This window comes from Corynebacterium xerosis NBRC 16721 = ATCC 373, from assembly GCF_001552415.1.
Taxonomy (GTDB): domain Bacteria; phylum Actinomycetota; class Actinomycetes; order Mycobacteriales; family Mycobacteriaceae; genus Corynebacterium; species Corynebacterium xerosis.
Map to the genome: position 1 here is coordinate 169,093 of NZ_BCRD01000003.1, position 22,967 is coordinate 192,059.

At 70.2% G+C, this 22,967-nt stretch carries 22 protein-coding genes; 13 read left to right on the plus strand and 9 right to left on the minus strand.

Annotation, left to right across the window (positions count from 1 at the left end):
* Positions 1-44: 44 nt before the first annotated feature.
* The 6 genes from CX1_RS06350 to CX1_RS06375 are packed head-to-tail and all read left to right on the plus strand — an operon-like array spanning position 45 to position 6,656.
* The gene (locus CX1_RS06350; RefSeq protein WP_046650551.1) at positions 45-3,023 is read left to right on the plus strand and encodes a Na+/H+ antiporter subunit A; all 2,979 of its coding nucleotides are present in this window, start codon (positions 45-47) and stop codon (positions 3,021-3,023) included.
* Entirely contained in the window at positions 3,020-3,517 is a 498-nt protein-coding gene (locus CX1_RS06355; RefSeq protein WP_046650550.1) for a Na(+)/H(+) antiporter subunit C, read from the plus strand. The genes CX1_RS06350 and CX1_RS06355 overlap by 4 nt, the downstream gene beginning before the upstream one ends.
* 25 nt (positions 3,518-3,542) lie before the next feature.
* Positions 3,543-5,195, plus strand: a complete 1,653-nt coding sequence (locus tag CX1_RS06360; RefSeq protein WP_046650563.1) for a Na+/H+ antiporter subunit D — start codon at positions 3,543-3,545, stop codon at positions 5,193-5,195.
* On the plus strand, positions 5,192-5,905 hold the full coding sequence (locus CX1_RS06365; protein WP_052753217.1) for a Na+/H+ antiporter subunit E: 714 nt from the start codon (positions 5,192-5,194) through the stop codon (positions 5,903-5,905). Before CX1_RS06360 ends, CX1_RS06365 begins: the two co-directional genes overlap by 4 nt.
* Complete coding sequence (locus CX1_RS06370; protein WP_046650549.1) at positions 5,905-6,300, plus strand: monovalent cation/H+ antiporter complex subunit F; 396 nt, start codon at positions 5,905-5,907, stop codon at positions 6,298-6,300. The genes CX1_RS06365 and CX1_RS06370 overlap by 1 nt, the downstream gene beginning before the upstream one ends.
* Complete coding sequence (locus CX1_RS06375; protein ID WP_046650548.1) at positions 6,300-6,656, plus strand: monovalent cation/H(+) antiporter subunit G; 357 nt, start codon at positions 6,300-6,302, stop codon at positions 6,654-6,656. Before CX1_RS06370 ends, CX1_RS06375 begins: the two co-directional genes overlap by 1 nt.
* Before the next feature lie 225 nt (positions 6,657-6,881).
* Here CX1_RS06375 and CX1_RS06380 read toward each other — a convergent pair whose 3' ends face one another.
* The 4 genes from CX1_RS06380 to CX1_RS06395 all read right to left on the minus strand — a co-directional run bounded on the left by CX1_RS06380 (position 6,882) and on the right by CX1_RS06395 (position 10,032).
* Positions 6,882-8,078, minus strand: a complete 1,197-nt coding sequence (locus CX1_RS06380) for a glutamate--cysteine ligase (protein ID WP_046650547.1) — start codon at positions 8,076-8,078, stop codon at positions 6,882-6,884.
* A gap of 104 nt (positions 8,079-8,182) precedes the next feature.
* Positions 8,183-8,746 carry a hypothetical protein gene (locus CX1_RS06385; protein WP_146780712.1) on the minus strand — a complete coding sequence of 188 codons (564 nt, stop codon included), beginning with the start codon at positions 8,744-8,746 and terminating at the stop codon, positions 8,183-8,185.
* Positions 8,747-8,837: 91 nt separating this feature from the next.
* On the minus strand, positions 8,838-9,584 hold the full coding sequence (locus tag CX1_RS06390) for a LytR C-terminal domain-containing protein (RefSeq protein WP_060925421.1): 747 nt from the start codon (positions 9,582-9,584) through the stop codon (positions 8,838-8,840).
* A 124-nt stretch (positions 9,585-9,708) separates the two neighbouring features.
* Positions 9,709-10,032, minus strand: a complete 324-nt coding sequence (locus tag CX1_RS06395; RefSeq protein ID WP_244465377.1) for a DUF3263 domain-containing protein — start codon at positions 10,030-10,032, stop codon at positions 9,709-9,711.
* Between CX1_RS06395 and CX1_RS06400 the strand changes: the two genes are divergently transcribed.
* From CX1_RS06400 to CX1_RS06415, 4 genes are all read left to right on the plus strand, one after another.
* A complete protein-coding gene (locus CX1_RS06400) occupies positions 10,031-10,648 on the plus strand; it encodes a peptide deformylase (RefSeq protein ID WP_046649553.1) in 618 nt (205 codons plus the stop codon). The genes CX1_RS06395 and CX1_RS06400 overlap by 2 nt on opposite strands.
* Entirely contained in the window at positions 10,645-11,718 is a 1,074-nt protein-coding gene (locus CX1_RS06405) for an N-acetylglutamate synthase, CG3035 family (protein WP_244465378.1), read from the plus strand. Before CX1_RS06400 ends, CX1_RS06405 begins: the two co-directional genes overlap by 4 nt.
* A 108-nt stretch (positions 11,719-11,826) precedes the next feature.
* Positions 11,827-12,279, plus strand: coding sequence for a hypothetical protein (locus CX1_RS06410; RefSeq protein ID WP_046649554.1), 453 nt, complete (start codon positions 11,827-11,829; stop codon positions 12,277-12,279).
* A gap of 7 nt (positions 12,280-12,286) precedes the next feature.
* Positions 12,287-12,829 (plus strand): RNA polymerase sigma factor, encoded by a 543-nt coding sequence (locus CX1_RS06415; protein WP_046649555.1) that lies wholly within the window; start codon positions 12,287-12,289, stop codon positions 12,827-12,829.
* Positions 12,830-12,885: 56 nt separating this feature from the next.
* Here CX1_RS06415 and CX1_RS06420 read toward each other — a convergent pair whose 3' ends face one another.
* From CX1_RS06420 to CX1_RS06430, 3 genes are read right to left on the minus strand one after another with little or no spacing between them, the layout of a single operon-like run.
* Positions 12,886-14,931 carry an Hsp70 family protein gene (locus tag CX1_RS06420; protein ID WP_146780710.1) on the minus strand — a complete coding sequence of 682 codons (2,046 nt, stop codon included), beginning with the start codon at positions 14,929-14,931 and terminating at the stop codon, positions 12,886-12,888.
* A gap of 34 nt (positions 14,932-14,965) precedes the next feature.
* The gene (locus CX1_RS06425; protein WP_255217644.1) at positions 14,966-16,378 is read right to left on the minus strand and encodes a dynamin family protein; all 1,413 of its coding nucleotides are present in this window, start codon (positions 16,376-16,378) and stop codon (positions 14,966-14,968) included.
* A 17-nt stretch (positions 16,379-16,395) separates the two neighbouring features.
* Complete coding sequence (locus CX1_RS06430; RefSeq protein ID WP_046649574.1) at positions 16,396-18,252, minus strand: dynamin family protein; 1,857 nt, start codon at positions 18,250-18,252, stop codon at positions 16,396-16,398.
* 182 nt (positions 18,253-18,434) lie between these two features.
* On the opposite strand from CX1_RS06430, the gene CX1_RS06435 reads away from it, so the two are divergent.
* Both CX1_RS06435 and CX1_RS06440 read left to right on the plus strand, forming a co-directional pair.
* Positions 18,435-19,370, plus strand: coding sequence for a hypothetical protein (locus tag CX1_RS06435; RefSeq protein WP_052753018.1), 936 nt, complete (start codon positions 18,435-18,437; stop codon positions 19,368-19,370).
* Between the two features lie 254 nt (positions 19,371-19,624).
* Positions 19,625-20,107, plus strand: a complete 483-nt coding sequence (locus tag CX1_RS06440; RefSeq protein WP_052753019.1) for a hypothetical protein — start codon at positions 19,625-19,627, stop codon at positions 20,105-20,107.
* 11 nt (positions 20,108-20,118) lie between these two features.
* Here CX1_RS06440 and CX1_RS06445 read toward each other — a convergent pair whose 3' ends face one another.
* Complete coding sequence (locus tag CX1_RS06445; RefSeq protein ID WP_160297995.1) at positions 20,119-20,772, minus strand: RDD family protein; 654 nt, start codon at positions 20,770-20,772, stop codon at positions 20,119-20,121.
* Positions 20,773-20,872: 100 nt separating this feature from the next.
* On the opposite strand from CX1_RS06445, the gene CX1_RS06450 reads away from it, so the two are divergent.
* Positions 20,873-21,670, plus strand: a complete 798-nt coding sequence (locus tag CX1_RS06450; RefSeq protein ID WP_046649556.1) for an exodeoxyribonuclease III — start codon at positions 20,873-20,875, stop codon at positions 21,668-21,670.
* Here CX1_RS06450 and CX1_RS06455 read toward each other — a convergent pair.
* Positions 21,658-22,866 (minus strand): multidrug effflux MFS transporter, encoded by a 1,209-nt coding sequence (locus tag CX1_RS06455; protein ID WP_046649557.1) that lies wholly within the window; start codon positions 22,864-22,866, stop codon positions 21,658-21,660. The genes CX1_RS06450 and CX1_RS06455 overlap by 13 nt on opposite strands.
* Positions 22,867-22,967: the final 101 nt, after the last annotated feature.

Below are 22,967 nucleotides of genomic sequence, written 5' to 3' on the forward strand. Positions count from 1 at the left end.
ATCCTTGTTGCGGACACGTACACCTTTTCAGCATTATTGGAGAGGTGACCGTCCTCCTGTGCCTCCTCATCGCCACCGCGGCGCTGGCACCATGGACGATTAGCCGGCTCGGCAGGCGCGGATTCCCGTTGCTCGCCGTCCCCCTTGCGGCGGGTGCCGCCTGGACCGGCTCGCATCTGGTGCGTCATGCGCTGGGCGAATCCGGGGCCGCGCACCCGACCCTCGTCGAGCACTACGAGTGGATGCCCGCCGTCCACTTGGACATCATGCTCCGGCTGGGCCCGCTGGAATCGCTGTTCGGCACCCTGGTGCTGACCGTCGGCGTACTCGTCCTGGTGTACTGCGGCGGATACTTCCACGACCCGCCGGCCGGCCAACGCCGCCGCCTGGGCTCTTTCGCGGCCCAGATGGTGCTGTTCGCCGCGGCCATGTACGGCCTGGTCGTGGCCGACAACATGCTGCTCATGTACGTGTTCTGGGAGATCACGTCCGTGCTGTCGTTCCTGTTGGTCGGCTACTACGCCGAACGCGCGTCGTCGCGCCGCTCCGCCGGACAGGCGCTGCTTGTGACCACCATGGGCGGCCTGGCCATGCTGGTCGGCATCGTGCTCATGGGCCACACCACGGGGCACTGGGAGTTCTCGGCGCTGACCGAGCCGGGCGCCCTGACGCTGGAGCAGCTGCACACGCCGGCGATCGCCACCGCCGTGGTCCTGCTGGTGGTCGGCGCGCTGACCAAGTCGGCCATCGCCCCGTTCCACTTCTGGCTGCCGGGCGCCATGGCCGCGCCTACCCCGGTGTCGGCGTTCCTGCATTCGGCGGCGATGGTGAAGGCCGGCGTCTTCCTGGTCGCCCGCCTGTCGCCGACCTTCGGTGCCACGGACACGTGGCATTTGGCCATCATCCCGCTGGGCCTGGTGACCATGGTCATGGGCGGCTGGATGGCCCTGCGGCAGAAGGACCTCAAGCTGGTCCTGGCCTACGGCACCGTGTCGCAGCTGGGCTTCATCATCACGGTGACGTCCATCGGCACCCGCGCGGCGATGCTCGCCGCCCTGGCCCTGACCCTGGGCCACGCGATGTTCAAGGCGACCCTGTTCATGATCGTCGGCGCCATCGACCACACCACCGGCACCCGCGACGTGCGGCAGTTGTCGGGCCTGGGCGAACGCCGCCCGCAGATGTTCATCATCGCCGGCCTGGCCGCCGCGTCGATGGCGGGCGTGCCGCCGCTGTTCGGGTTCGTGGCCAAGGAGGCCGCGCTGGAGGCCGTGCTCGACGCCGAGCCCCTGCGCGGCATGCCGGGCGTGTTCACCGCCATCGGTCTGGTCGTCGGTTCGATCCTCACCGTCGCGTACTCGCTGTATCTGATGCACGCGGCGTTCGCCACGAAGCCGTCGTCGCACGCGTCGGGCGGCGGGGTGTCGCAGCCGGTCGCCGACATGCAGCCCCCGTCCCGCCTGATGCTCGCCCCTGCGTGGATCCTCGCGGGTGCGGGCCTGGTGACGGGTCTGGCACCGAAGCTTTACGACGCCGCCATCACGCCGTACCTTTCGCAGGCGTTCCCGGACTCCGGCGATGATTCGTACCTGGCCCTGTGGCACGGATTCACCGTTCCCCTGCTGCTGACGGGCGTGATCCTGCTGACCGGCCTCATCTTGCATTGGCAGCGGAAGCTGGTGCGCGAGCTGCAGTTCGAGCAGCCCGCCCTCGGCGACGCCGACGACGCCTACGACTGGGTGCTGGACATGGCCCGCCGCCTGTCGCTGCGGGTCACCGCCGCGACGCAGCGCGGTTCGCTGCCGTTGACCGAGGCGACGATTTTGGGCGTCTTCATCCTCCTTCCCATCGCGGCGCTGGTGATGGGCGGCCGCAACGACCTGCGCATGGAGCTGTGGGGCACCGCACCGCAGGGAGCGGCGGCGCTGCTGATCATCATCGCGGCGCTGGCGGCCACGCGGATGCGCAACCGCCTGTCCGGCGTGATCATGGTCGGTGTGACGGGCTACGGCCTGGCGCTGGTGTTCGCGCTGTACGGTGCCCCGGACCTGGCGCTGACGCAGCTTCTGGTCGAGACGGTCACCATGGTCGTGTTCGTCCTGGTGCTGCGCACCCTGCCGGCGAAGACCACGAACCAGCCCACGGGCCTGGAACGGGCCCGCGCCTGGCTCGCCGTCGCCGTCGGCGCCACCGCCGCGGTCGTCGGCGCCTTCGCCATGGCCGCTCGGTCGTCGGACCCGGTTTCCGAGGCGATCCCGCAGATCGCGCTGGACGAGGGCCACGGCGCCAACGCCGTCAACGTCCTGCTCGTGGACATCCGCGCGTGGGACACCTTCGGCGAGATCTCCGTCCTGGTCATCGTGGCCGTGGGCATCGCGTCGCTGGTGTTCCGCACGCACACCGTGCACAACCTGCCGCGCGTGACCACGCGCCGCACCCGCCGGGAACGCAACCCGCGCTGGCTGACCACGTCGGGCTCCAAGGTCGACGCAGGCCGCCGACCGCTGATGGTGGTCGTGGCCACGCGCTTCCTGTTCCCGTCGATGATGGCGCTGTCGCTGTACCTGTTCTTCGCGGGCCACAACGCCCCCGGCGGCGGTTTCGCCGGCGGTCTGGTGGCGTCGCTGGCGATCACCCTGCGCTACCTGGCGGGCGGCCGCTACGAGCTGGCGGAGACCATCCCGTGGTCCACCGACAAGGTGCTCGGCTCCGGCCTCGCCGCCGCGGCGCTCGCCGTGTTCTGGCCGATGATCCTCGGCTGGCCGCCCCTGGCCAGCGCGGTCGTCGACCTGGAGGTGCCGCTGATCGGCGACATGCACCTGGTGTCGCCGCTGCTGTTCGACCTCGGCGTGTACCTCATCGTCATCGGCACGGTCACCTACATCCTGCGCAGCCTCGGCGGCCGCATCGACGTCGAAACGGACCGCCGCGCCGAGCGCGCGCGTTCCCGCCGCGTCACCCTGACCAAGCTGGGGCGCACGCGCCAGTTCCGCTACAAGTCCGGGAAGGAGGCCGCGAAGTGATCATCAACTTCGTGCTGCTGGCCACGGTGGCCGTGCTCATCGCCACGGGCGTGTACCTGTTCCTGGACCGTGCCCTGACCAAGATGCTCATGGGTGCCCTGCTGATGGGCAACGGCATCAACCTGCTCATCCTCATCGGCGGCGGCGGTCCCGGCGACCCGCCGATCTGGGGCCGCGATTCCATCCCCTACGCCGAGGGCGCGGATCCGCTGCCGCAGGCGTTCATCCTGACGGCCATCGTCATCACCATGGGCGTTGCGGCGTTCCTGCTGGCGCTGGCGTACCGCCAGCACCGCTACCGCGTCGGCGACCACGTGCAGGACGACCGCGAGGACCAGTTCGTCGCCAAGCGCAGGCCCGACGACCCGTCGGCCGCCCCGGACCACGACCGCTCCGACGACCCGACCACGGGCCGTCCCACGGAAGCCGGCGACCGGTTCGGGCCGGAGAGCTTCGAAAAGCCCGTGGAGGAGGACGATTCCGGTGACGACTGAGCAACTGATTCTCTTCCTCATCCCCATGCCGGTGCTCATCCCGGCGGTCACCGCGGGCCTGGCGCTGCTGTTCTCGCGGCGCCCGCGCGTGCAGCAGGTACTGAGCATGGCCGCGCTGATCGTGCTGCTGATCCTGTCGGTGTGGCTGGTGTACCTGGTGCAGGACAACGGCATCCACACGGTCCAGGTGGGCGGCTGGAATTCGCCGATCGGCATCACGCTCGTCGCCGATGGCTTGTCGACGATCATGATCGCAGTCTCCCAACTCGTGCTCTTCGCCGTCCACTGGTTCGGCATCGGGCAGGGCATCCGCGACGGCGACGACGACGACCCGATCTCCGTGTTCGTGCCGACGTACATGCTGCTGAACATGGGCGTGTCCATGGCCTTCCTGGCCGGCGACCTGTTCAACATGTACGTGGGTTTCGAGGTGCTGCTGCTGGCCTCCTACGTGCTGCTGACGCTGGGCGCCTCGGCGTCGCGCATCCGCGCGGGCGTGAGCTACGTGATGGTCAACCTGCTGTCGTCGATGGTGTTCCTCATGGCCATCGGCTTCGTCTACGCGTCGGTGGGCACCGTCAACTTCGCGCACGTGTCCATCCGCATGGAGGAGCTGCCGTCGGGCACCCGCACCGCGATCTTCGCCGTGCTGCTCGTCGCGTTCTCCGTGAAGGCGGCCGTGTTCCCGCTGTCGTCGTGGCTGCCGGACTCCTACCCCACCGCCCCGTCGATGGTCACCGCCGTGTTCGCGGGCCTGCTGACGAAGGTCGGCGTGTACGCCATCATCCGCTCGCGGTCGGTGATGTTCCCCGACGGCGCGCTGGACGAAGTGCTCATGTGGGCCGGCCTGGCCACCATGATCATGGGCATCCTCGGCGCCATGGCCCAGAACGACATCAAACGATTGCTGTCGTTCACCCTGGTGTCGCACATCGGATACATGATCTTCGGCATCGCCCTGGGCAACGAGCTCGGGCTGTCCGGCGCGATCTTCTACATGGTCCACCACATTCTGGTGCAGACCGCGCTGTTCCTGGTGGTCGGGCTGATCGAGCGCCAGGCCGGATCGTCGTCGCTGCGCAGACTGGGCGGACTGGCCAAGGCCTCTCCCCTGCTGGCGCTGCTGTACCTGGTGCCCGCGCTGAACCTGGGCGGCATCCCGCCGTTCTCAGGGTTCCTGGGCAAGATCATGCTCATCGAGGCCGGCGCGCAGTCCGGCACCCTCACCGCGTGGGTGCTCGTCGGCGGCGCCGTGGTCACCTCGCTGCTGACCCTGTACACCATGGTCATCGTGTGGTCGAAGGCGTTCTGGCGCGACCGCTCCGACGCCCCCGAGGGCGACACCGCCCTGGCGCGCGTCTCGCCGCTGCGCGAGGACACCCGCGTCGTGTCGCTCGAGGAGCGCGAGGACGTCGGCCGCATGCCCTTCGGCATGGTCGCCCCGACGGTCTTCCTCGTCGCCGCGTCCGTCGCCGTCACGGTGCTCGCCGGCCCGTTGTCCATCGTCTCCGACCGCGCCGCCGCCAACGTCTCCGACGTCGCCGGCTACCGCGCGGCCGTGCTCGGCGTGCGCAACGCCGACGACCAGAGCGGGCTGCCCGACCCGGGGCGCACGCTCAACCCCGCCGACGACCCCAGCGCCGGCGGCGACTCCGTCGAACGGGAGGAGGAACGATGAACCCGGACAAGAACCACGCGGGCGTCGCAAAGCCCGACAAGCGCGAGGAACGCCGCAAGAGCCGGCCCTCGTTCATCCTCTTCCTGTGGATCGTGGTCATGTGGCAGCTCCTGTGGGGCGAGGTCACCTGGGCCAACATCTTCGGCGGCATCGGCGTCGGACTGCTGATCTCGATCTTCGTGCCCATGCCGCGCGTGCCCGTCAGCGACATCGACGTCCACTGGCCGTCGATGATCAAGCTGTTCGCCACGTTCTTCGTCGACTTCATCGTCGCGTCGTTCACCGTCGCGTGGCTTGCCGTCCGCCGCCAGGACCCGCCGCCCAGCGCCGTGGTCGAGATCCCCATGCGCACCCGCGACGACCTGTCGCTCGCGTCGGCGATCGCCCTGATCAACCTGCAGCCCGGTGGCCTGGCCATCGACATCGACAACCGCCGCAAGACCGTCACCATGCACCTGCTCGACGGCTCGTCGACCGGGCGCATCGACAAGACCATCCGCCAGCTCGGGCGCCTGGAGTGGCAGGTGATCCGGGCCTTCGAAAGCCGCGACATCCACGAGGAGGACGCGGCCGCCGCCGTGCCCCTCGGCCACGACCACGCGGACGTGCAGGACGATGTGGCGGCGGATGCGCAGGCCGATGTTCAGGCCGATTCACGAGCCGACGCGCACACCGAGGCCGGCACCCCCGACGTCCGGAAGGAGGACTGATGGATCCGCAGATCTACACCACGCTGCTGGGCGTCGCCGCGGGCATCTACTTCATCGCGGCGCTGACCGCGCTGGGGCGCCTGCTCGCCGGGCCGAATTCGATGGATCGGCTGGTGTCCCTGGAGTCCATGATCGCCATGTCGCAGGGCATGCTCGCCGCGTACATCGCGTGGTCCATGGACACGTCGGTGGCGTATGCGATGCTGGTCATCGCGCTGCTCGGCTTCATTTCCTCGCTGTCGGTCGCGCGCTTCCGCGTGCCGGACAAGCGGCCGAAGGTCACGGTCCGCGCCAGTTCGCGGGAAGCGACCCGCGAGGCGTCGCGCGACGCCGCCCAGGAGGCCGCCCGCCAGGAGGACCTCAAGCACGTCGATCAGAAGGAGGATCACTTCTGATGCTCTTCGTGGACATCATCTCCATCACCCTCATCCTCGCGGGCGCGTTGTTCTGCCTGGCCACGGCGATCGGATTGGCGCGTTTCCGCGACACCATCGGCCGCATGCACGCGTCGACGAAGCCGCAGACGCTCGGCCTGTCGCTGACGCTGCTGGGCACGGTGCTGCACATCTTCGCCAACGGCGGCGGTGGCGTGACCGTCAACGGCGACCTGAGCATGCTGGTGCTCATCATGCTGTTCGCCCTGATGACGTCGCCGATCATCGGCAACCGCCTGGGCCACGTGTCACAGAAGGAGGGGCTCATCGACCGGGACGCGCTGTCCCGCGACGACGAGCTCGAGCCGCGGCAGTAGGCGCGGGCAGGCAGCGGTATGCGGGGCGCGGGCGCCGCTTTCGCTTTACGACGGCCCGCCGACGAAACCGGAGTTTCGTGCCATATAGATGCCACCGCGGCGTCGATGAACGCGTTTGCCCAGGTCGGCAAAATCGGTGGCACCCATATGGCACGGGAATGTCATAAGCGGCGAAAGGCGACGGCAGCGAACAACGGCAACCGGCGACGGCGCCCCGCCCCTCCCCTACCCCTCCAGCGGGGTGCCGGCCTCCATCTCGCGCACGGCGAGGTCCACGGCCGCGACCCACGGGCTGTGCCCCTGCTCGGCCTCGACGGCGAGCACGTCCTCTTCTTCGGCCAGCGACGGCAGCGCCCCCGCCCGGCCGGCGGCGCGGCGCTGGCGCTCGTACCCCGCCCCGCCGCGGATGATGTCGCGCACGCCGTCGAGCTCCTCGGCGCACCCCAACCGCTCCGCGATGGGCGCGAGAGTCACCAGCAGAACCTCCAGGTCGTCCTTGACCCAGCGCTCGTTGGTGTCGCGGTCGACGATGATCAGCGCGTCCATGCCGTATCGGCTGGCGCGCCACTTGTTTTCGTCGTTGTGCCAGTACTGCATGGAGGGCAGGTCGGCGCCGCGGTCGAGCATGTCGTCGTAATGCACCACCAGGCAGTGGGTCAGCGCGACGATGGCGGCGAGCTCGCGGGTGTTGGACACCGCGTCGGCGACGCGCACCTCGATGGTCCCGTACTTCGACGCCGGGCGGATGTCGATGTGCATGGAGCCGGTGTGGTTGATGACGCCGGATTTCCACTGGTCGGCCATGTACGCCTGCCAGGATTCCCAGTCGCGCACGTCCGGCGGCAGCCCGGCGGTGGGCAGCTGGCGGTACAGCAGGGTGCGGTTGGAGGCGTAGCCGGTGTCTTCGCCGTTCCAGGCGGGCGACGACGCCGACAGGGCGAGCATGTGCGGCAGGTTGACCAGCAACGCGTTGATGATGGGCCAGACGCGGTCGGCGGACCGCACGCCGACGTGGACGTGGATGCCCCAGATGATCATCTGCCGGCCCCACCACTGGGTGCGGTTGATGATCTCCGAGTAGGAGGTCTTTTCGCTGACGCGCTGCCCGGTGCCGCGGGAGAAGGGGTGCGATCCGGAGGACCACACGTCGACGCCGAGTTCGCCGGCGGCGGTGCGGATCATCTCCAGCTGTTCGCCGAGGTCCTCCATCGCGTCGGGCACGGTGTCGTGGACGCCGGTGACCAGTTCGAGGGTGTTGGCGAGGAATTCGCGCTGGATGCGGTGGTCCGGGTGGTCGCGCTCGATGATTTCGAGCGCTTCGGCCGCGCACGGCACGAGGTGGCGGGTGTCGCGGTCGACGAACGCGACCTCCCATTCCACTCCCAGCGTGTGTCGGGGCGAGCCGGCGAATTCTTCGGTCATTGGCCCATTTCATCACACGGAGAGGTGTGCCGGGGGTGCGACCCGGGCGGGTGGGGGCCCATTTCGCTTTACGACGGGGCCGGCGTGGCGGCCGCCGGGGTGGCCTACGTCGAAGTGGTGGCGGAGGACGAGGAGGTGGACGGTTCGGTCCAGTTGACGCTCTTGCCGCAGGACAGGACGGTGTCGTCGGAGTCGGCGAGGACGACGGTGGAGAAGGAATCGATGTCGGCCTCGACGGGCGTGCCCCAGACCTTGGCGGCGCCGTCGGCGGCGTGGATTTCGCCGATGACGCCGAGGCCCTCGTCGGTGTCTTCGCCGACGCCGGGGCATCCGGAGGCGCCGCGGGCGATGACGCGGTACTCGCCGTCGTCGAGGGCGGTGAAGGCGATGTCCTCGTCGGCCAGGCCCAGCCAACCGTCGGCGGAGAGGACCTTGACGTGGCCGAGGATGTGGGAGCGGCCGTCGTCGTCGAGCCGCAGGAAGTTGTAGGAGCCCTCGCGGTCCTCGAGCTCGGGGGCGTCGGGGTCGACGCTGACCGCGGCAGTGGAGGTGGTCGCTTCCCCGCCGTCGCCGCCGCCCTCGCCGTCGGCGCCGCACGCCGCCAGTGCCAGCGCCGACGCGGCCAGTGCGATGAGGGCGGGGGCGGTGCGGCTGGTGCGGGGCTTCATGGCGTGGGGGTTCTCCATCATTTCGGTGCGTCGACGCCCGGCGCGCGAGGGCGGCCGGGCGTGAACAGACTACTAGGGGGCTGGGCGGATATCAGCGTCGGGCATCGACCGCGGTGACCACCACGACCCCGCCCGGAGCGTCGGCGAGACGCTCGTCGCGGGCCTCGACGGCCCAGCCGTTGTCGCGGGCGATTTCCTCGGCGGCGGCCTTCTCCGCGGCGTTGCCCGGGGTGTAGACGACGGTAGTCGCCGGCCAGACGCCGAACTGTCCCTCGGGGGCGTTGCCGGTTTCGCCGCGGCCCCAACCTTCGCCACCCAGGCGCTCGGAGACCTCGGCCGCGAGGCCCTGCTCCGGGGAGTTGTTCAGGACGGTGACGCGGAAGTCCGCGCGGCGGACCTCGCCATCGCCGGTGGCACCGTCGGCACCCTCGCCGGCGGCGGGCGGTGCGGCGGGGGCCTCGGCGTCGGGGCGGCCGTCGGCGTTGCCGCCGGGGGCGACTGCGGGCTGCTCGCCGGCGGGACGGTCGCCCGCGCCGTCGGCGGGGGCCTCGGCCACGGTGCCGGAGCCGTCGCCCGCACCGTCGGCGGAGCCGGAGCCGTCGTTGCCGGAGCTCCAGGCGTAGAGGCCCCAGCCCATCAGGCAGACGCCGATGAAGATGCAGATCATGGCCAGGCCGCGCAGGGGCATCCCACCGCCGGAGTCGGCGGGGGCGGCCTCGCGGCGGTCGTCGCGGTAATCGTCGCGGAAGTCGTCGTCGACGGGGGCGTCAACCCTGTCGTCGGCGCTGCGGTGGCGGCCGGGGCGGGGGAAGTTGCTCTGGTCATGTACGTCGGTCACGCCCCCATCGTAACGACCAACGCCCCTAACTGTTAAGTAGAGGTTGAGACATGCTCCGCCGGCCCCTCTGCCGGAGCCTCCGTCGAACCATTTGTCGGCTCCTCTACCGGCCCCTCCGCCTGGCCTACGCCGACCCGTCGCGAAGCCTCTGCAACCTGTGCACGGTGACGGGGTCCGCGGCCTCCGCCTCTGCGGTGTCCAACAGCAGGTTCAGGCGCTGGTGGTACCGCACGGCGCCCATGCCGAACTCGGCGCGGATCGCCTCCTCGCGGCGTCCGGCCTGCCTGGGCCCGCGCCGCACGCTCGCCGACCACCGGCGCTCGAAGGCCAGCGCGCGGCGGAGGAAATCCTCGGCGGCGCTGGTCCCGTCCCTGTCGTCCCCGTCCATCCCTCCACTAAAGCACGGGGCGTCCGGGCGGCCGGAACCCGCCGCGTAGAATTTCCCCATGACCATCCTGCCCATCGTCGTCTGCGGCGATCCCGTCCTGCACAATCCGACCCGCCCCGTCACCGGCGACGTGTCGGAGCTGTCGGAGCTGATCGCCGACATGTACGAGACCATGGACGCCGCCAACGGCGTCGGCCTGGCCGCCAATCAGGTGGGCGTCGATCTGCGCCTGTTCGTCTACGACTGCCCGGACGAGTCGGGCGAGTTCCGCCGCGGCTGCGTGATCAACCCGGTGCTGGACACCTCGGAGATCCCCAAGGGCATGCCGGAGGACGACGGTTCCGACGACGAGGGCTGCCTGTCCGTCCCGGGACTGAGCTTTCCGACGGCCCGCGCCACCCACGCCACGGTGTCCGGATTGGATGAAAACGGGGAGCCCGTCACGGTCGTCGGCACCGGCCTGCTGGCCCGCTGCCTGCAGCACGAGGTCGGCCACCTCGACGGTTTCCTGTACACCGACGTGCTGACGGGCCGGTGGAAGCGCCGGGCGAAGAAGGAGATCAAGCACGAGGGATGGACGGTCGCGGGCATTACATGGACGCCCGGCGTCGACGAGGATCCCTTCGGCCACGACGAGCCGGATTCGCTGGACAAGGGTCGGGAGGACGACGCGTGAGCCTTCCCGAATACCCGGAACAACCGGGCCTGCCCACTTCCCGCTGGGGCGTCGGCGACGTGGCGGTGGGCCGCCGCGTCATCGTGCGCCGCGAGCTGACGGCCGAGGAGGCCGCCGCGTCGGGCAAGAAGGTCACCGACGTCATCGGCCACGTGGAGTCGCTGGATCCGCTGATCGTGCGACCGTCGTCGAAAAGCCACTCCGGCCCCGGCGAGGAACCGGGCGCGATCGACTTCACCCCGTACAAGGTCCTGGTGGTCAAGGCGCTGCCGGACCAGGTGGTGCGCAACTCCGACATCCGCGCGGTGGAAACCGCCACGGCGAAGGCGTTTCCAGGCATCGAGCACACGTGGGCGGGCCAGTGGCTGATGCGAGCCGGCGACGGCATCACCGAGCGGTCCAATTCGGCGCTGCCCATCGGCCCGGGCGCGGGGACGTCGCCGGTGCCGCTCGACGACATCCGCGCCTTCTACGCCCGGCATGATCTGCCGGTGCGCATCGCCGTGCCCGACCGCATCTGCCGGCCCGCCGAGCAGCTGGTGGCGGGCGAGGGCTGGGAAATCGGGCCGGACATCATCGTCATGACGCGCTCGGCCGCCGACCTGCCGGAGCCCACCGCGCCGGAGTCGCTGCCGGGCATCCGGGCCGAGGTCCTCGACCAGCCCGACGAGGCCTGGCTGGACCTGTACCACTTCCGCGGCAAGGCCCTGCCCCGCCGGGCGCTGCAGCTGCTGCGCGAGGACATCGACGGCCGGATGTCCTTCGGGCGGCTGGTCGTCGACGGCGAAGCGGGGGAATCCCGCACCGTCGCCATCACCCGCGGCACCCTCACCGAATCCGGCGACAGCCGGCGCTGGCTGGGCTTTTCCGCCGTAGAGGTCGCCCCGGACCTCCGCCGCCGCGGCCTGGGCACGCTGATGGGCCTGCACATGATGCATTGGGGCGCGGCCAACGGCGCCGACGAGTGCTACCTGCAGGTCGTATCGGGCAACGACGCCGGCGTCGCCCTGTACCGCAGCCTCGGGTTCACCGAGCACCACCGCCACCGCTACGCGGTGTGGAACGGGTGAGGCGGGAACATTCCGCGTTCCCGCCGCATCTCACCGGCGACAGGCCATGAACCGCGTTCCCTCCGGGCGCGGACCATGGAATAATCCCCCACCAGAAAGGGAGGTGCCATGTTCGACGACAACCATCCGGATCTGAATCTGGCCGAGACCGCGCCGATGCACCTCGACGACGACGTCTTCGACGGGCTGCTGGACTACGCCGTCAGCGCCGACGCCCACGACGTCGACGATTCGATCGTGCCAGCCGACTCCCCCGCCGATGCGATGGCCGACGACGACCTCGATTCCATCGCCCTGGCCGACGACGCCGACGACCCCCTCGACTCCCCCGCCGATGATTCGCCCGTCACCGCCGATGATTCACCCGCCGGCAATGGTTACGGCGACCTCGACGATTTCGCCGGTGACCTCCCCGATGATCTGCCCGGCGACCTGACCGACGACCCGACGGCCGCGCCCCACGCCGACGACCTCGACGGTTTCGGCGCGGGCACTGTGGACGATGGGGTGGCCGATCCGTCGTCGAGCATCGGCGAAGCCGACCCCGAAATGGAGTGGTGACCCGCCCATGAGCCGCGACCGCGATGTGGAACTCGACCTGGTGGCCCGCGCCCGCGAGGGCGATTCGGGGGCGTTCCGGGAATTGGTGGCTCCGCACCGCGATCACCTGTGGGCCGTGTGCCTGTCCATCACGTCGCACCGGCAGGACGCCGAGGACGCGCTGCAGGACGCGCTCATCGCCGGGTGGCGCAATCTCGAGCGGTTCGAGGGCCACGCGCGGTTTTCCACCTGGATGCACCGCATCGCCGCCAACGCGGCCCTGATGCTGGTGCGCAAGCGCCGCGACACCCCCGACGCCGATGCCGGCGACGACGAGGTGGACCGGGCGCCGGGCGTCTCCGAACGCGTCACCACCGTCGACGTGGTCCGCTCCGCGCTGGCGGCGCTGCCGCCGGAGTTCCGCGAGGCCGTGGTGCTGCGCGAATACGCCGACTTCACCTACCAGGACATCGCCGACCATCAGGGCGTCGCCGTGGCGACGGTGAAAACCCGCCTCAACCGCGGCCGCGCGAAACTGAAGGCGGCGCTGGTGGAGGCGGGCGTCGGCTGAGCGAAAAGCTCGGCGAAGAACCGGGCGAAGGCCCGGGCCGGGAGCCTGGATCAGGCCTAGATCAGGCCCCGGTCCCGCAGGAACGCCCGGGCGTCGTCGGCCGTTTCGAAGTGGCCGGACTCGTACACGTACCCGCCGGCGTCGTCGACGTAGTAGAAGTACGCGAACGAATCACGGTCGTGGAGGTAGATGGCCTTCCCGTCCTCGTTGAGCAGCTCCTCGAGCTCGCTGGTGGAGCGCTTTCCGGCGCTGCGCACCACCTCGATGATGTCGGGGTTCGGCATCACGTCGAAGATGTTCGGGCCCCGGCCGTTTCCGACGTCGGACTCGTAGCCGCACAGGTACCCGGGCACCCGCTCGCCGCCCATTCCGATGCTCAACGACGTATCCGTGGCGCTGCACTGCTGCAGGCCATCGGTCAGGCCATCGGGCAGGCGCTCATCGACGGCCGCCGTGGCCTCCTTGTAGTCCGACGGGCCAGGCATCGGGTTCGGCCACGGTGCGCCGGTCATGGCGACGCCGCCATCGTCCCCCGGGGAGGTGCTTTCCGACGCCCCCGTGGAGGTTCCACCGCCGTTGCCGTTGCCTTCGCCGCCTTCGTCGCCGCCGGACATGGCGGCCCAGGCGATGCCTCCGACCAGTAGCAGCGCGGCGATCGCGCCGATGGCGATCAGCGGCGTCTTCGAGTTCCCGGACTTGGTGCCGGAGGAGCTGGGCACCGCCGCGAACTGCTGCGGCTGGGATTGGTGCTGCTGGGCATTCTGCGGCCCGGGCTGCTGCCCGTAGGGATTCGACACCGGGCGGTACGGCTGCTGCGACATCTGCGGCTGCGACTGCTGGAACTGCTGGGGCTGGAACTGCTGCTGCGGCTGGGGCTGAGTCGGCGGTTGTGCCGGCGCCGGAGACTGCGCCGACGAGTGCGGCCCGGCCGGCGGCATCGGCGACACCGCCATCGGGCCGGCGCCCGCCGCGATGGCGTCGGGGGCGATCCACGTTGTGACGCCGGCGACGACGTCATCGGCCCGGCGCGTCGGCCCCATCAGGGCGCCGCGGCTGACCACGGTCTTCGGGTCGTCGAGGGTGGCCACCTGGCACAGCTCGCCCAGGCGGTCCTGGACGTAGGGGACGCGGGCGGAACCGCCGGTGAGGTACAGCGGCGTCGACGGGTCGGGGCGCAGTCCGGCGTCGAGCATCGTCGCGCGGGTGACGTCCAGGGCACGGTCGATGTCGGGCTTGATCAGCTCCTCGAACTCGCCGCGGGTGAGCATCAGCGTGGTCTCGCGGCCCTTGGCCGCCACGGTGATGGTGGCCCGCGGAGCCTCCGACAGGACCTCCTTGGCCGTCCTGATCGACCGGTCCAGGGACAGCGACGGCCCCGTCGCACCGGACTGCAGCGCGCGCAGCAGCTCGGTGTCGTTCTCCTCCAGCTCCGACTCCACCCACGAACGGATGCGGGCGTCGAGGGTGCGGCCGCCCAGCGAATTGTCGCCGCGCGCCGCCACGACCTGCAGCGACCCATCGGCGGCCGGGGTCAGCACCGCGACGTCGAGGGTGCCGCCGCCGAGGTCGAACACCGCGACCTTTTGGCCCGGCGACAGCGGCCGCTTGAACGAGTACCAGTACGTCGCGGCACGCGGCTCGGAGACCAGCGACAGGCGGCGACGCTCGATGCCGGCGCGCTCCGCGCCCTCGATCAGGCGCACCAGCTCCGCCTGGCCCCAACCCTCCGGGTGCGTCAGCACGACGTCGTCGGGCATGGTCCCGCCCGCGAAACGCCGCGCCCGCTCGAGCACCGACCCGATCACCGCGGCGACGACCTCGACCACCGGCATGCGCGAGCCCGCCAACAGCACGGTTTCCGAACCGATGGCCCGCTTCGGCTCCGGCAGGAACGCGTCGGGGCGGGATTCCGCCTGGTTCATGGCCACATGGCCGACCAGCAGGCCCTGGCCGTCGGCGAACACCGCCGACGGCAGCAGATTGCCGTGGTGCGACAGCGCCAGCGCCTCCGCCGCCGGGCCGCCGTGCCCGGCGCCGGCCGCGCGGTGGGCGGCGGCAGTGTTCGACGTGCCGAAATCGATGGCCAATCGCCAACCGGACATGGTCATGTTCCTTTCGGGGGCCTCATCAACCCGGTCAGCTTAACAGCGCCGACACCATCGCGATGAGGCGAACTCGCGAGTCTTCTTCCGCCGCGGATCGTCCCAGAAGCGTCATCCTCTGCAACTCGTCGTACATCTCCCGCGCCCGACGGGACACCTGCGCCGGATCCGCGGCGGCCGGAAGCCCCAGCCGCTCGGCGTCGTTTCCGCCGGACAAGGCGTCGTAAAGCATGGGCATCAGAGGGGAATTCGGCGACGTCGCCGCCAACCCGCGGTAGGCGGTGAAGAGCATCACCGGCACCATCGCCGGCTGATTCGCCAGCACCCCGTGGATGTGGCGCACGTGCGCGGAAAGCTGGTGCGAATAACCGAGCTGCTCCAGCTGCTGCAGCAATCGCGCCGCCCGGCCCAACGCCGCGTAGCGCAGCAACCCGCCCTCCAGGACGCGGCGCAGGCGGGCGATGCCGGAGCGCTCCTCCAGCCACTCGTTGAGCGCCACCGCGCCCTGCCCCGCGATACCCGCGCCGCGCACCACCCCGTACTCGCCGAGCAGATCCAGCGCCCGGTCGCGCAACTGCGCGTCGATGAGGGCCGGGGACGCGGATTCGAGCTCCTCGACCAGATCCTCCGGGGCCAGCCGCCCCAGTTCCGCGACGGCGCGCGCCACCGGCTCGGTCACCCGCCCCGTCGCCGCCGACTCCGCCATCAGGCCGGACACCGGCACGACGGCGCCCATCAGCGAACCGAGACGCCCGCGCAGCACCCCGCAGTAGCGTTCGGCGTGGTCGAGCGGATCGCGCCGGCCGAAGGCCCCCTCGCCGAAGGAGTCCGCGCGCGCCAGCACGCCGACGGTGTTCAGCGGCGTGAAACCGAGCTTGCCGACGAACTCGCGTTCGTCGATCCGCGGCGACGAATCGAACAGGAACACCGCGGCATCGGCGTCCACCGACGCCTCGCGCGTCTGGGCGTAGCCGTCGATGAGGGCACGCTCGGTGGCGTCGCGGTTCTCCACCGTCAGCGTGGCGATGCCGGGGGTGTCGATGATGGTCATCCGCTCCACCGCCGCCGACGGCAGGAACCGGTCGACGTAGGCGACCTCCGGCACGGGGCGGCCGACGTCGACCAGCACGCCGTCGTCGAGCACTCCCCTGCTGCGGCGGCCGTCGTTGCCCACGACCTCCGCCCGCGAGGGGGCGCCGTGGCGGAAGACGGTGACGGCGTTGGTGGTCTCCAGGGCGCCCGTCGCCGCGACGTTCTCGCCGATCAGGGCGTTGACCAGCGTCGACTTGCCCGCCTTGAGCCTGCCGACGACCAGCACCCGCGGCGGCGAGAACAGGATCCCGCCCAGCCGGTTGGCGTGGTCCGGCAGATCGCCGCCGCCGGAGGCCAGCGCGTGCAGCGCCCGGTCGATTTCCCGCGTGACGGGGTCCATGGTCTCGGCGTTCACGTTCGCGCGGTCCTCCATCAGCGCCCCACTCCCCTCAACGTGCCCGCGGACGTGGCCAGGTCCCCGCGGATCTTCGCCACGATCTCCTTGTTCCGGTTCAGCCGCGCCAGCGTTTGGCGGCGCTCCTCCTCGGAGGCCCGGGCGGCGGCGCGGGCGTCTTCGATGCGCCGTTTGAGTTCGTCGCCGTCGCGCCGCAGCCGGGCTCGGTAGCGCAGCACGATTTCGGTGCGCACCGTGGTCACCAGCGTGTCCACGTTGCGGTTGACGCTCATGCGCAGCGCCGCCACCGTTTCGCGGGTCCACGTGACCAGATGCTGCTTGCCGTTGCGCATGGCCCGGTAGGCCATGTTGACGCCCAGCCAGCCGCCGCCGATGACCGCCGCGGGCAGCGCGATGGTGGCCAGACCCATCGCCGCCAGCGCACCGCCGCCGGCCGAGGCGATGGCGGGCCCGGAAATGATGCCCAACGTCACCATGCCCGGGTCGATGAGGTTCTCGGTCTTCGACGCGACGGAGTGCCGCCCGTCGCCGGAACCGCCGGGGGCGATGCTCATCAGCGCGGCGCCGGCCATGGCCTCCCATTCGTGGTCGTCGCCGAACAGGGCGTTGGCCTCGCGGCGCAGCACCTCCAGCTGGCGGTTGACGGCCGTCTCCGCCGCCGCCGACAGTTCGTCCTCGATGCGCGAAGTGAACACCTGCGGCTTCGAACGCAGCACCTTCATGCCCGAGGAGTTGATGGTCCGGATCCACTGCTCGCGGATGCGGTCCGTTTCGGCGTCGAAGCCCGCCATGATCGATTGCCGTGCGACCGTGATGTTGCGCGCCAGGATCTGCTCCCATTCCTGGCCATGGTCGCGCAGCCGGCGCAGTTCGTCGCGGCGCGCCTCCAGCTCGGGGACCACTTCTTCGGCGCGGTCGACGGCGGCGAGATCGGCGGCGATGGTGGCGGCGACGCCCTCCAGCGCGGTTTCGGCCATCGACAGCGCCGCGACCTTGGACAGCAGGGCACCGCGGGCCATTTCCGCGGCGATGCGCCCGCGCAGCTCCGCGATCCCGGAGGTCCGCTCGACGCGGGCGCGGCGCTCCGGGTCCTCCATTTCGGCGGCATCGACGGCCCGCAGGCTGGAGACGCCGATGACGGGCACGTCGCGGCCCAGGTGCTCGCGGATCAGCCGGCGGTCGTCGTCGACGATCGCGCGCCACCGGCGCAGGTTCTTGTCGGTCTTGGTCACGGCGACGATGACCGATCCCGCCGCCTGCGCCGCCCGGCCCAGGATCTCCATTTCGGGCGCGGTGATCGGCGTCGTCGCGTCGCACACCATGAGCAGCACGCCGGCGCCGCGGGCGCGTTCCAACGCGACGTCGATGGCCGCCCGGTCCAGGCCGCCGGCACCCGGGGTGTCGATGAACAGCGCCTTGGGCACGTGCTCACCCGACACCCGCACGGTGACGCCGGTGGGCAGCTCCGGGGTATCGGGATCGGCCACGCGGGCGCCGTTCATGGTCGCCCATTCGCGCAGCTCCGACAGCGGCGCCCGTTCGATGCGGTCACCGAAGTTCAGGTCGATGACGTCGGTGTTCTCCTCCGACCGCAGCACCTGCACCGGGGCGGAGGTGCACACGTCGACGTCGACGGGCAGCAGGTCCCGGGCGCCCGCGATGGCGTTGATCACCGAGCTCTTCCCCCGCTTGACCTCGCCGACGACCACGACGGTGCCTCGCAGCGCCGTGTCCCCCCAGGTGCGCCGGATCGCCGCCGCCACGTCCTTGTGGCCGTAGCGGTCGAGGATCTTCAGGGCCGACGACAGCGTTTTCGCCGCGGTCTCGACTTCACGGCGCAGGGTGGCGCGCGCGTCGGCGGGGGTCGTCGTCATGCGGATTTCCTTCGTGGCGGTCGCCGTTTCGGTGGGTCCCCGCAATCATAAGGGTCACCTCGGAAAAACAGTTCGTGGATAATTTCGCTTGGACGGGAACATTCGGCGCCACCCGGCGCATCACATCGTCGACCAACGCGGAAAGCCAACCGCGCGACACACGCCCCGAGAGGAACGACATCATGTCCGGAAACGACGACCGCACCGCCGACAAGAACCAGAACGCGCCCCAGGAGACGGATCAGAACATGGATGAGAACACCATGGACCAGAACACGGACAAGACGGCCCCGGCCCCCGAGGATTCCCCGGCCCCCGCCCCCGAGTCCGGCCTGGGCATCAGCCTCGACGAGGTGCTGGAGGAGTCCGCCGCCGACGTCATGTCCGCCTCGGACCTCGACGGCGACGGCGAGGTCGATCAGATCGTGCTGGACCTGGACAAGGACGGTTACATCGACACCATCGTCACGGACATCGACGGCGACGGCGAGGTGGATTCCATCCAGTTCGACACCACCGACGACGCCGTCCTGGACACGACGCTGTCCAACAAGGAAGAGGTCGACGCCTTCATGGACGGGCATGGCTCCGGCGCCCCCGATGGTTCCACCGCCCCCGATGCCGCCGCTCCCCCGGCCGCGGCACCGGCTCCGGCCCCGGCTCCCGAGCAGGCCTCCGATGCGGGCCAGGTGTCCAACACCGACGCCGGCGAATACGACGTCTACGGCCAGGTGACCGGCCCCGACGGCACCATCGACCTGGATGCCGCGGAGGTCGTCGCCGCGACCGACACCACCGGCGACGGCGTGGTCGACACCCTGTCGCTCGACCTCGACGGCGACGGCATCGTCGACGCCGAGATGCGCGAGCCGGTCGGCGACGGCTTCTCCGAGCTCCACGTGGACACCTCCGGCGACGGCCGCATCGACCACATCTGGTCCGACTCGGATGGCGACGGCAACATCGACACCCTGGAAATCGACCGCGACCTCGACGGCTACACGGACATCCGCTACACCGACGTCGACGGCGACGGCATCGTCGACAACGTCGAGGAGGACCCGAACTACGGCGGCGGCGACCCGGTGGATCCGGGCGCGGGCTCGCTGGACGCGTAGTTCCCGCTTGACGACGCCCGCCCCCTTCCCTGCTCTCCGTCCCCCTGGTAACCCACGTTTCCCGCAGTCGCTCGCGTTCCACCGCGAGCACCTGTGCGCAACGTGGGTTTCTTGCGCGCAGGGGCGTCGTCAAGCGAAAAAACTCTTTTGAACGGGAACTTTCCGGGCCGCCGGGGCATCTCATCGGTGAAGGAAGCGCAAGAGAGGCGCTGCACCCGACACACCAGAGACCCACCCCGAGAGGAACCGGAACCATGTCCGACAACACCATCTTCACCCAGTTCATCGACGACGTCCGCGGCGACGAGCCCGCGAAGGACCAGCCGCGCGACCCGGCGCCCGCGTCCGATGGCACCCCCACCGCCGAGGAGATCGGCAAGCTGCCGTTCGGCTCGATCGACGACATCGCCGACTCCGTCGACCCCGAGCAGGTGGTGACCAAGTCCGACCTCAACCGCGACGGCGACATCGACGAGATCCAGCTGGACCTCGACGGCGACGGCGTCGTCGACGTGACCATCGCCGATTACGACAACGACGGGCTGGTGAACAAGATCGACTTCGACCTCGACGGCGACGGGGAGGTCGACGCCCGCGCCTACGATTTCGACGGCGACGGCATGGCCGACTCGATCCTGTACGACACCACCGGCAACGGGGAGTTCGACACCCGCCACCATGACTTCGACGGCGACGGCGTCGTCGACTCGATCAACGTCGACCCGAGCGCCATGTAGCGCCGGGGAGGCTAGTCCTTCTCGGTGACGCGCGTGTCGACGGCCCGCTCGTGCCCTCCGCGGCCGAGCGGGTCGCTTCCCGCGCTCAGGCCGATCCAGCCCATCATGGCCAGGCTGACGATCCACCCCAGGCCGGGGACCATCGATGGCAGGATCCACAGGTTGCGGCGCAGGCCGTCGCCGCCGGAGACGGGCAGGCCGTTGGGGCCGCCCATCCGCAGGCCCATGGCGTGCTTGCCGGGCGAGCCCTCGAAGATCGCGTCGCCCATGGCGCGGTAACCGTAGAAACCGGCGGGGCCGGCGAAGAGCGCGGCGACGGCGCCGGCGGCCCACGCGTCCGGCGGGCCGAAGATGCCGAGCAGCACCATCAGGACGGCGAGCAGCCCGGCGTAGATCGCGCCGTCGACGAACAGCGCGCCGAGGCGCCTGATCAGCGGAGCATTCACCGCTTCCGGGTCGTAGCCCAGCGCTTCGGCGGCGGCGGCCGTCGCGGGCGTGATGTGCGGGTTGCGGGGCACGCCCAGCAGCGGGTGGTCCGCAGGCACCGGCGTCCGCGCCACGAACGGGGCGGGCGGCTGTGCCGGCGTGGGCTGCTGCGCGAAGGGGTCGACCTCGTACGGGTTCGCGGACGTGAACGGATCCACCTGGACTCGCCTGCCGTGCATGTCGGATACCGCCTTTCTGTCACGCGCCTCTGTCACCCCGTCCAACGGCCGCCGCCCCGCGTTTGTTCCCGGCCCCCGCGCCGCCGGGTACGGTTGCCGCATGCGTATTTGCGTCTGGAACGTCAATTCCGCCCGCACCCGTCTCGAGCGGATGGCCGGGCTGCTCGAGCGCCACGACGTCGACGTCCTGGCCGTGCAGGAGACCAAGTGCCGCGACCATCAGTTCCCCGCGGCGCGCTTCGAGGAGCTCGGCTACCGGGTCGCCCACCACGGCCTCAACCAGTGGAACGGCGTGGCCATCATTTCCCGCGTCGGCCTCGACGACGTGGTCACGGGCTTCCCCGGCCAGCCGGGGTTCACCAAGGACCAGAAGGTCGAGCAGCTCGCGGAGGCCCGCCATATCGCGGCGACGTGCGGCGGCGTGCGCGTCCACAGCGTCTACGTCCCCAACGGCCGCGAGGTCGGCGACCCGCATTACGACTACAAGCTGCGGTTCCTGGAGGCCCTGCGGGATGCGGGCAAGGCTTCGCTTGACGACGATCCGGCGCACAAGGCCATGATCGGCGGCGATTTCAACATCGCGCCGCGCGATGAAGACGTCTGGGACATGGCGTTTTTCGAGGGCAAGACGCACGTCACCCCGCCGGAGCGCGCGGCGTTCGAGGCGCTGCAGGAGGCGGGCTTCCGCGACGTGACGCGCGAGCACACCGAGGACCAGTGGACGTACTGGGACTACCAGCAGCTGCGGTTCCAGAAGCGCCAGGGCATGCGCATCGATTTCCAACTGGCCACGCCCGCGCTGGCGGAGACCGTCACGGGAGCGTTCATCGACCGCGAGGAGCGCAAGGGCAAGGGCGCGTCCGACCACGCCCCCGTCATCGTCGACTACGACGTGTAGTTCTCCCGCTTGACGCCCCACACGTAACCGGCGAGGGCCACGAGCACCGAGCACGTCATCACGGTGCCCATGGTCGCCGCGGCGTCGGCGCCGAGGCCGACCATCGGCGAGATCGCGCCGGCGACGACGAACTGTCCGGCGCCGAGCATCGCCGACGCCGCGCCCGCACGGCGGCGGGCCAGGCCCGTCGCCAGTGCGGTGGCGTTGCCCATGATGAAGCCCATCGAGAACAGGGCGAGCATCAGCAGCGGAACGATGACCCACACGGTCGGGTTGAGGAGGGCGTCGACAAGCAAAAGAACCGAGGCCGTGAGCATGAGCAGGATGCCGAAGGCCAACAGCCGGCGCGGATCGATGGTGTTGACCATCCGCGCGCTGACGGCCGAACCCAGCACGATCATCGCCGACGACACCGCGAAGAGCATCGAGTACGTGCCGACGCCCAGGCCGAGCTGGCCCTGCATGACGAACGGTGAGCCGGAGATGTAGGCGAACATCGCGCCGAAGCTGAACCAGAACGCGATGACGTAGCCGAGGAAGCCGCGGATCTTCACGACCTCCGCGATGCCGCCGAACAGGCCGCGCAGACCGCCTGCGCTGCGGTTTTCCGGCGGCAGCGATTCCTTGACCACCAGGGCCAGGACGATCATGGCGAAAACGTTGAACAGACCCATGAACACGAAAATCGAGCGCCAGCCGAAGGGCACCAGCAGCACCGCGCCGATGAGCGGGGCCATGATCGGGGCGATGCCGTTGATGAGCATCATCAGGGCGAACGCCCGTGCCGCGGTCTTGCCCACCGCCAAGTCGGCGACCACCGCGCGCGCCAGGACGACGCCGGCGCCGCCCGCGATGCCCTGGACCAGGCGGCCGCCCCACATGACCCAGATGTCCGGGGAGACGGCACAGACGAAGGCGGCGGCCGCGGCGATGAGCTGGCTGCCCAGCAGCAGACGGCGGCGGCCCATCGAGTCCGACATCGGGCCGATGAAGAACTGGCCCAGCGCCATGCCCGCCATGAACAGCGTCAACGTCAGCTGGACGCCCGGTTCCGTGGTGCCGAGGTCGTCGGCCATGAGCGGGAAGGCGGGCAGGTAGGTGTCGATCGACAGCGGTCCCGCCATCGTCGCCAGCGCCAGCGCGGCGAGGAGGGGCAGGGGGACGCCGGTGTTTTTCCCGGAGATTTCCGCACGCATGTAACACACGACTTTCTACACTGAATATATAGTTGAGGGACTATTCCGGACCCCGCAGCATTCCCGCGGCGGCCCCCGGACCCGAGAAAGGAAGGTACACC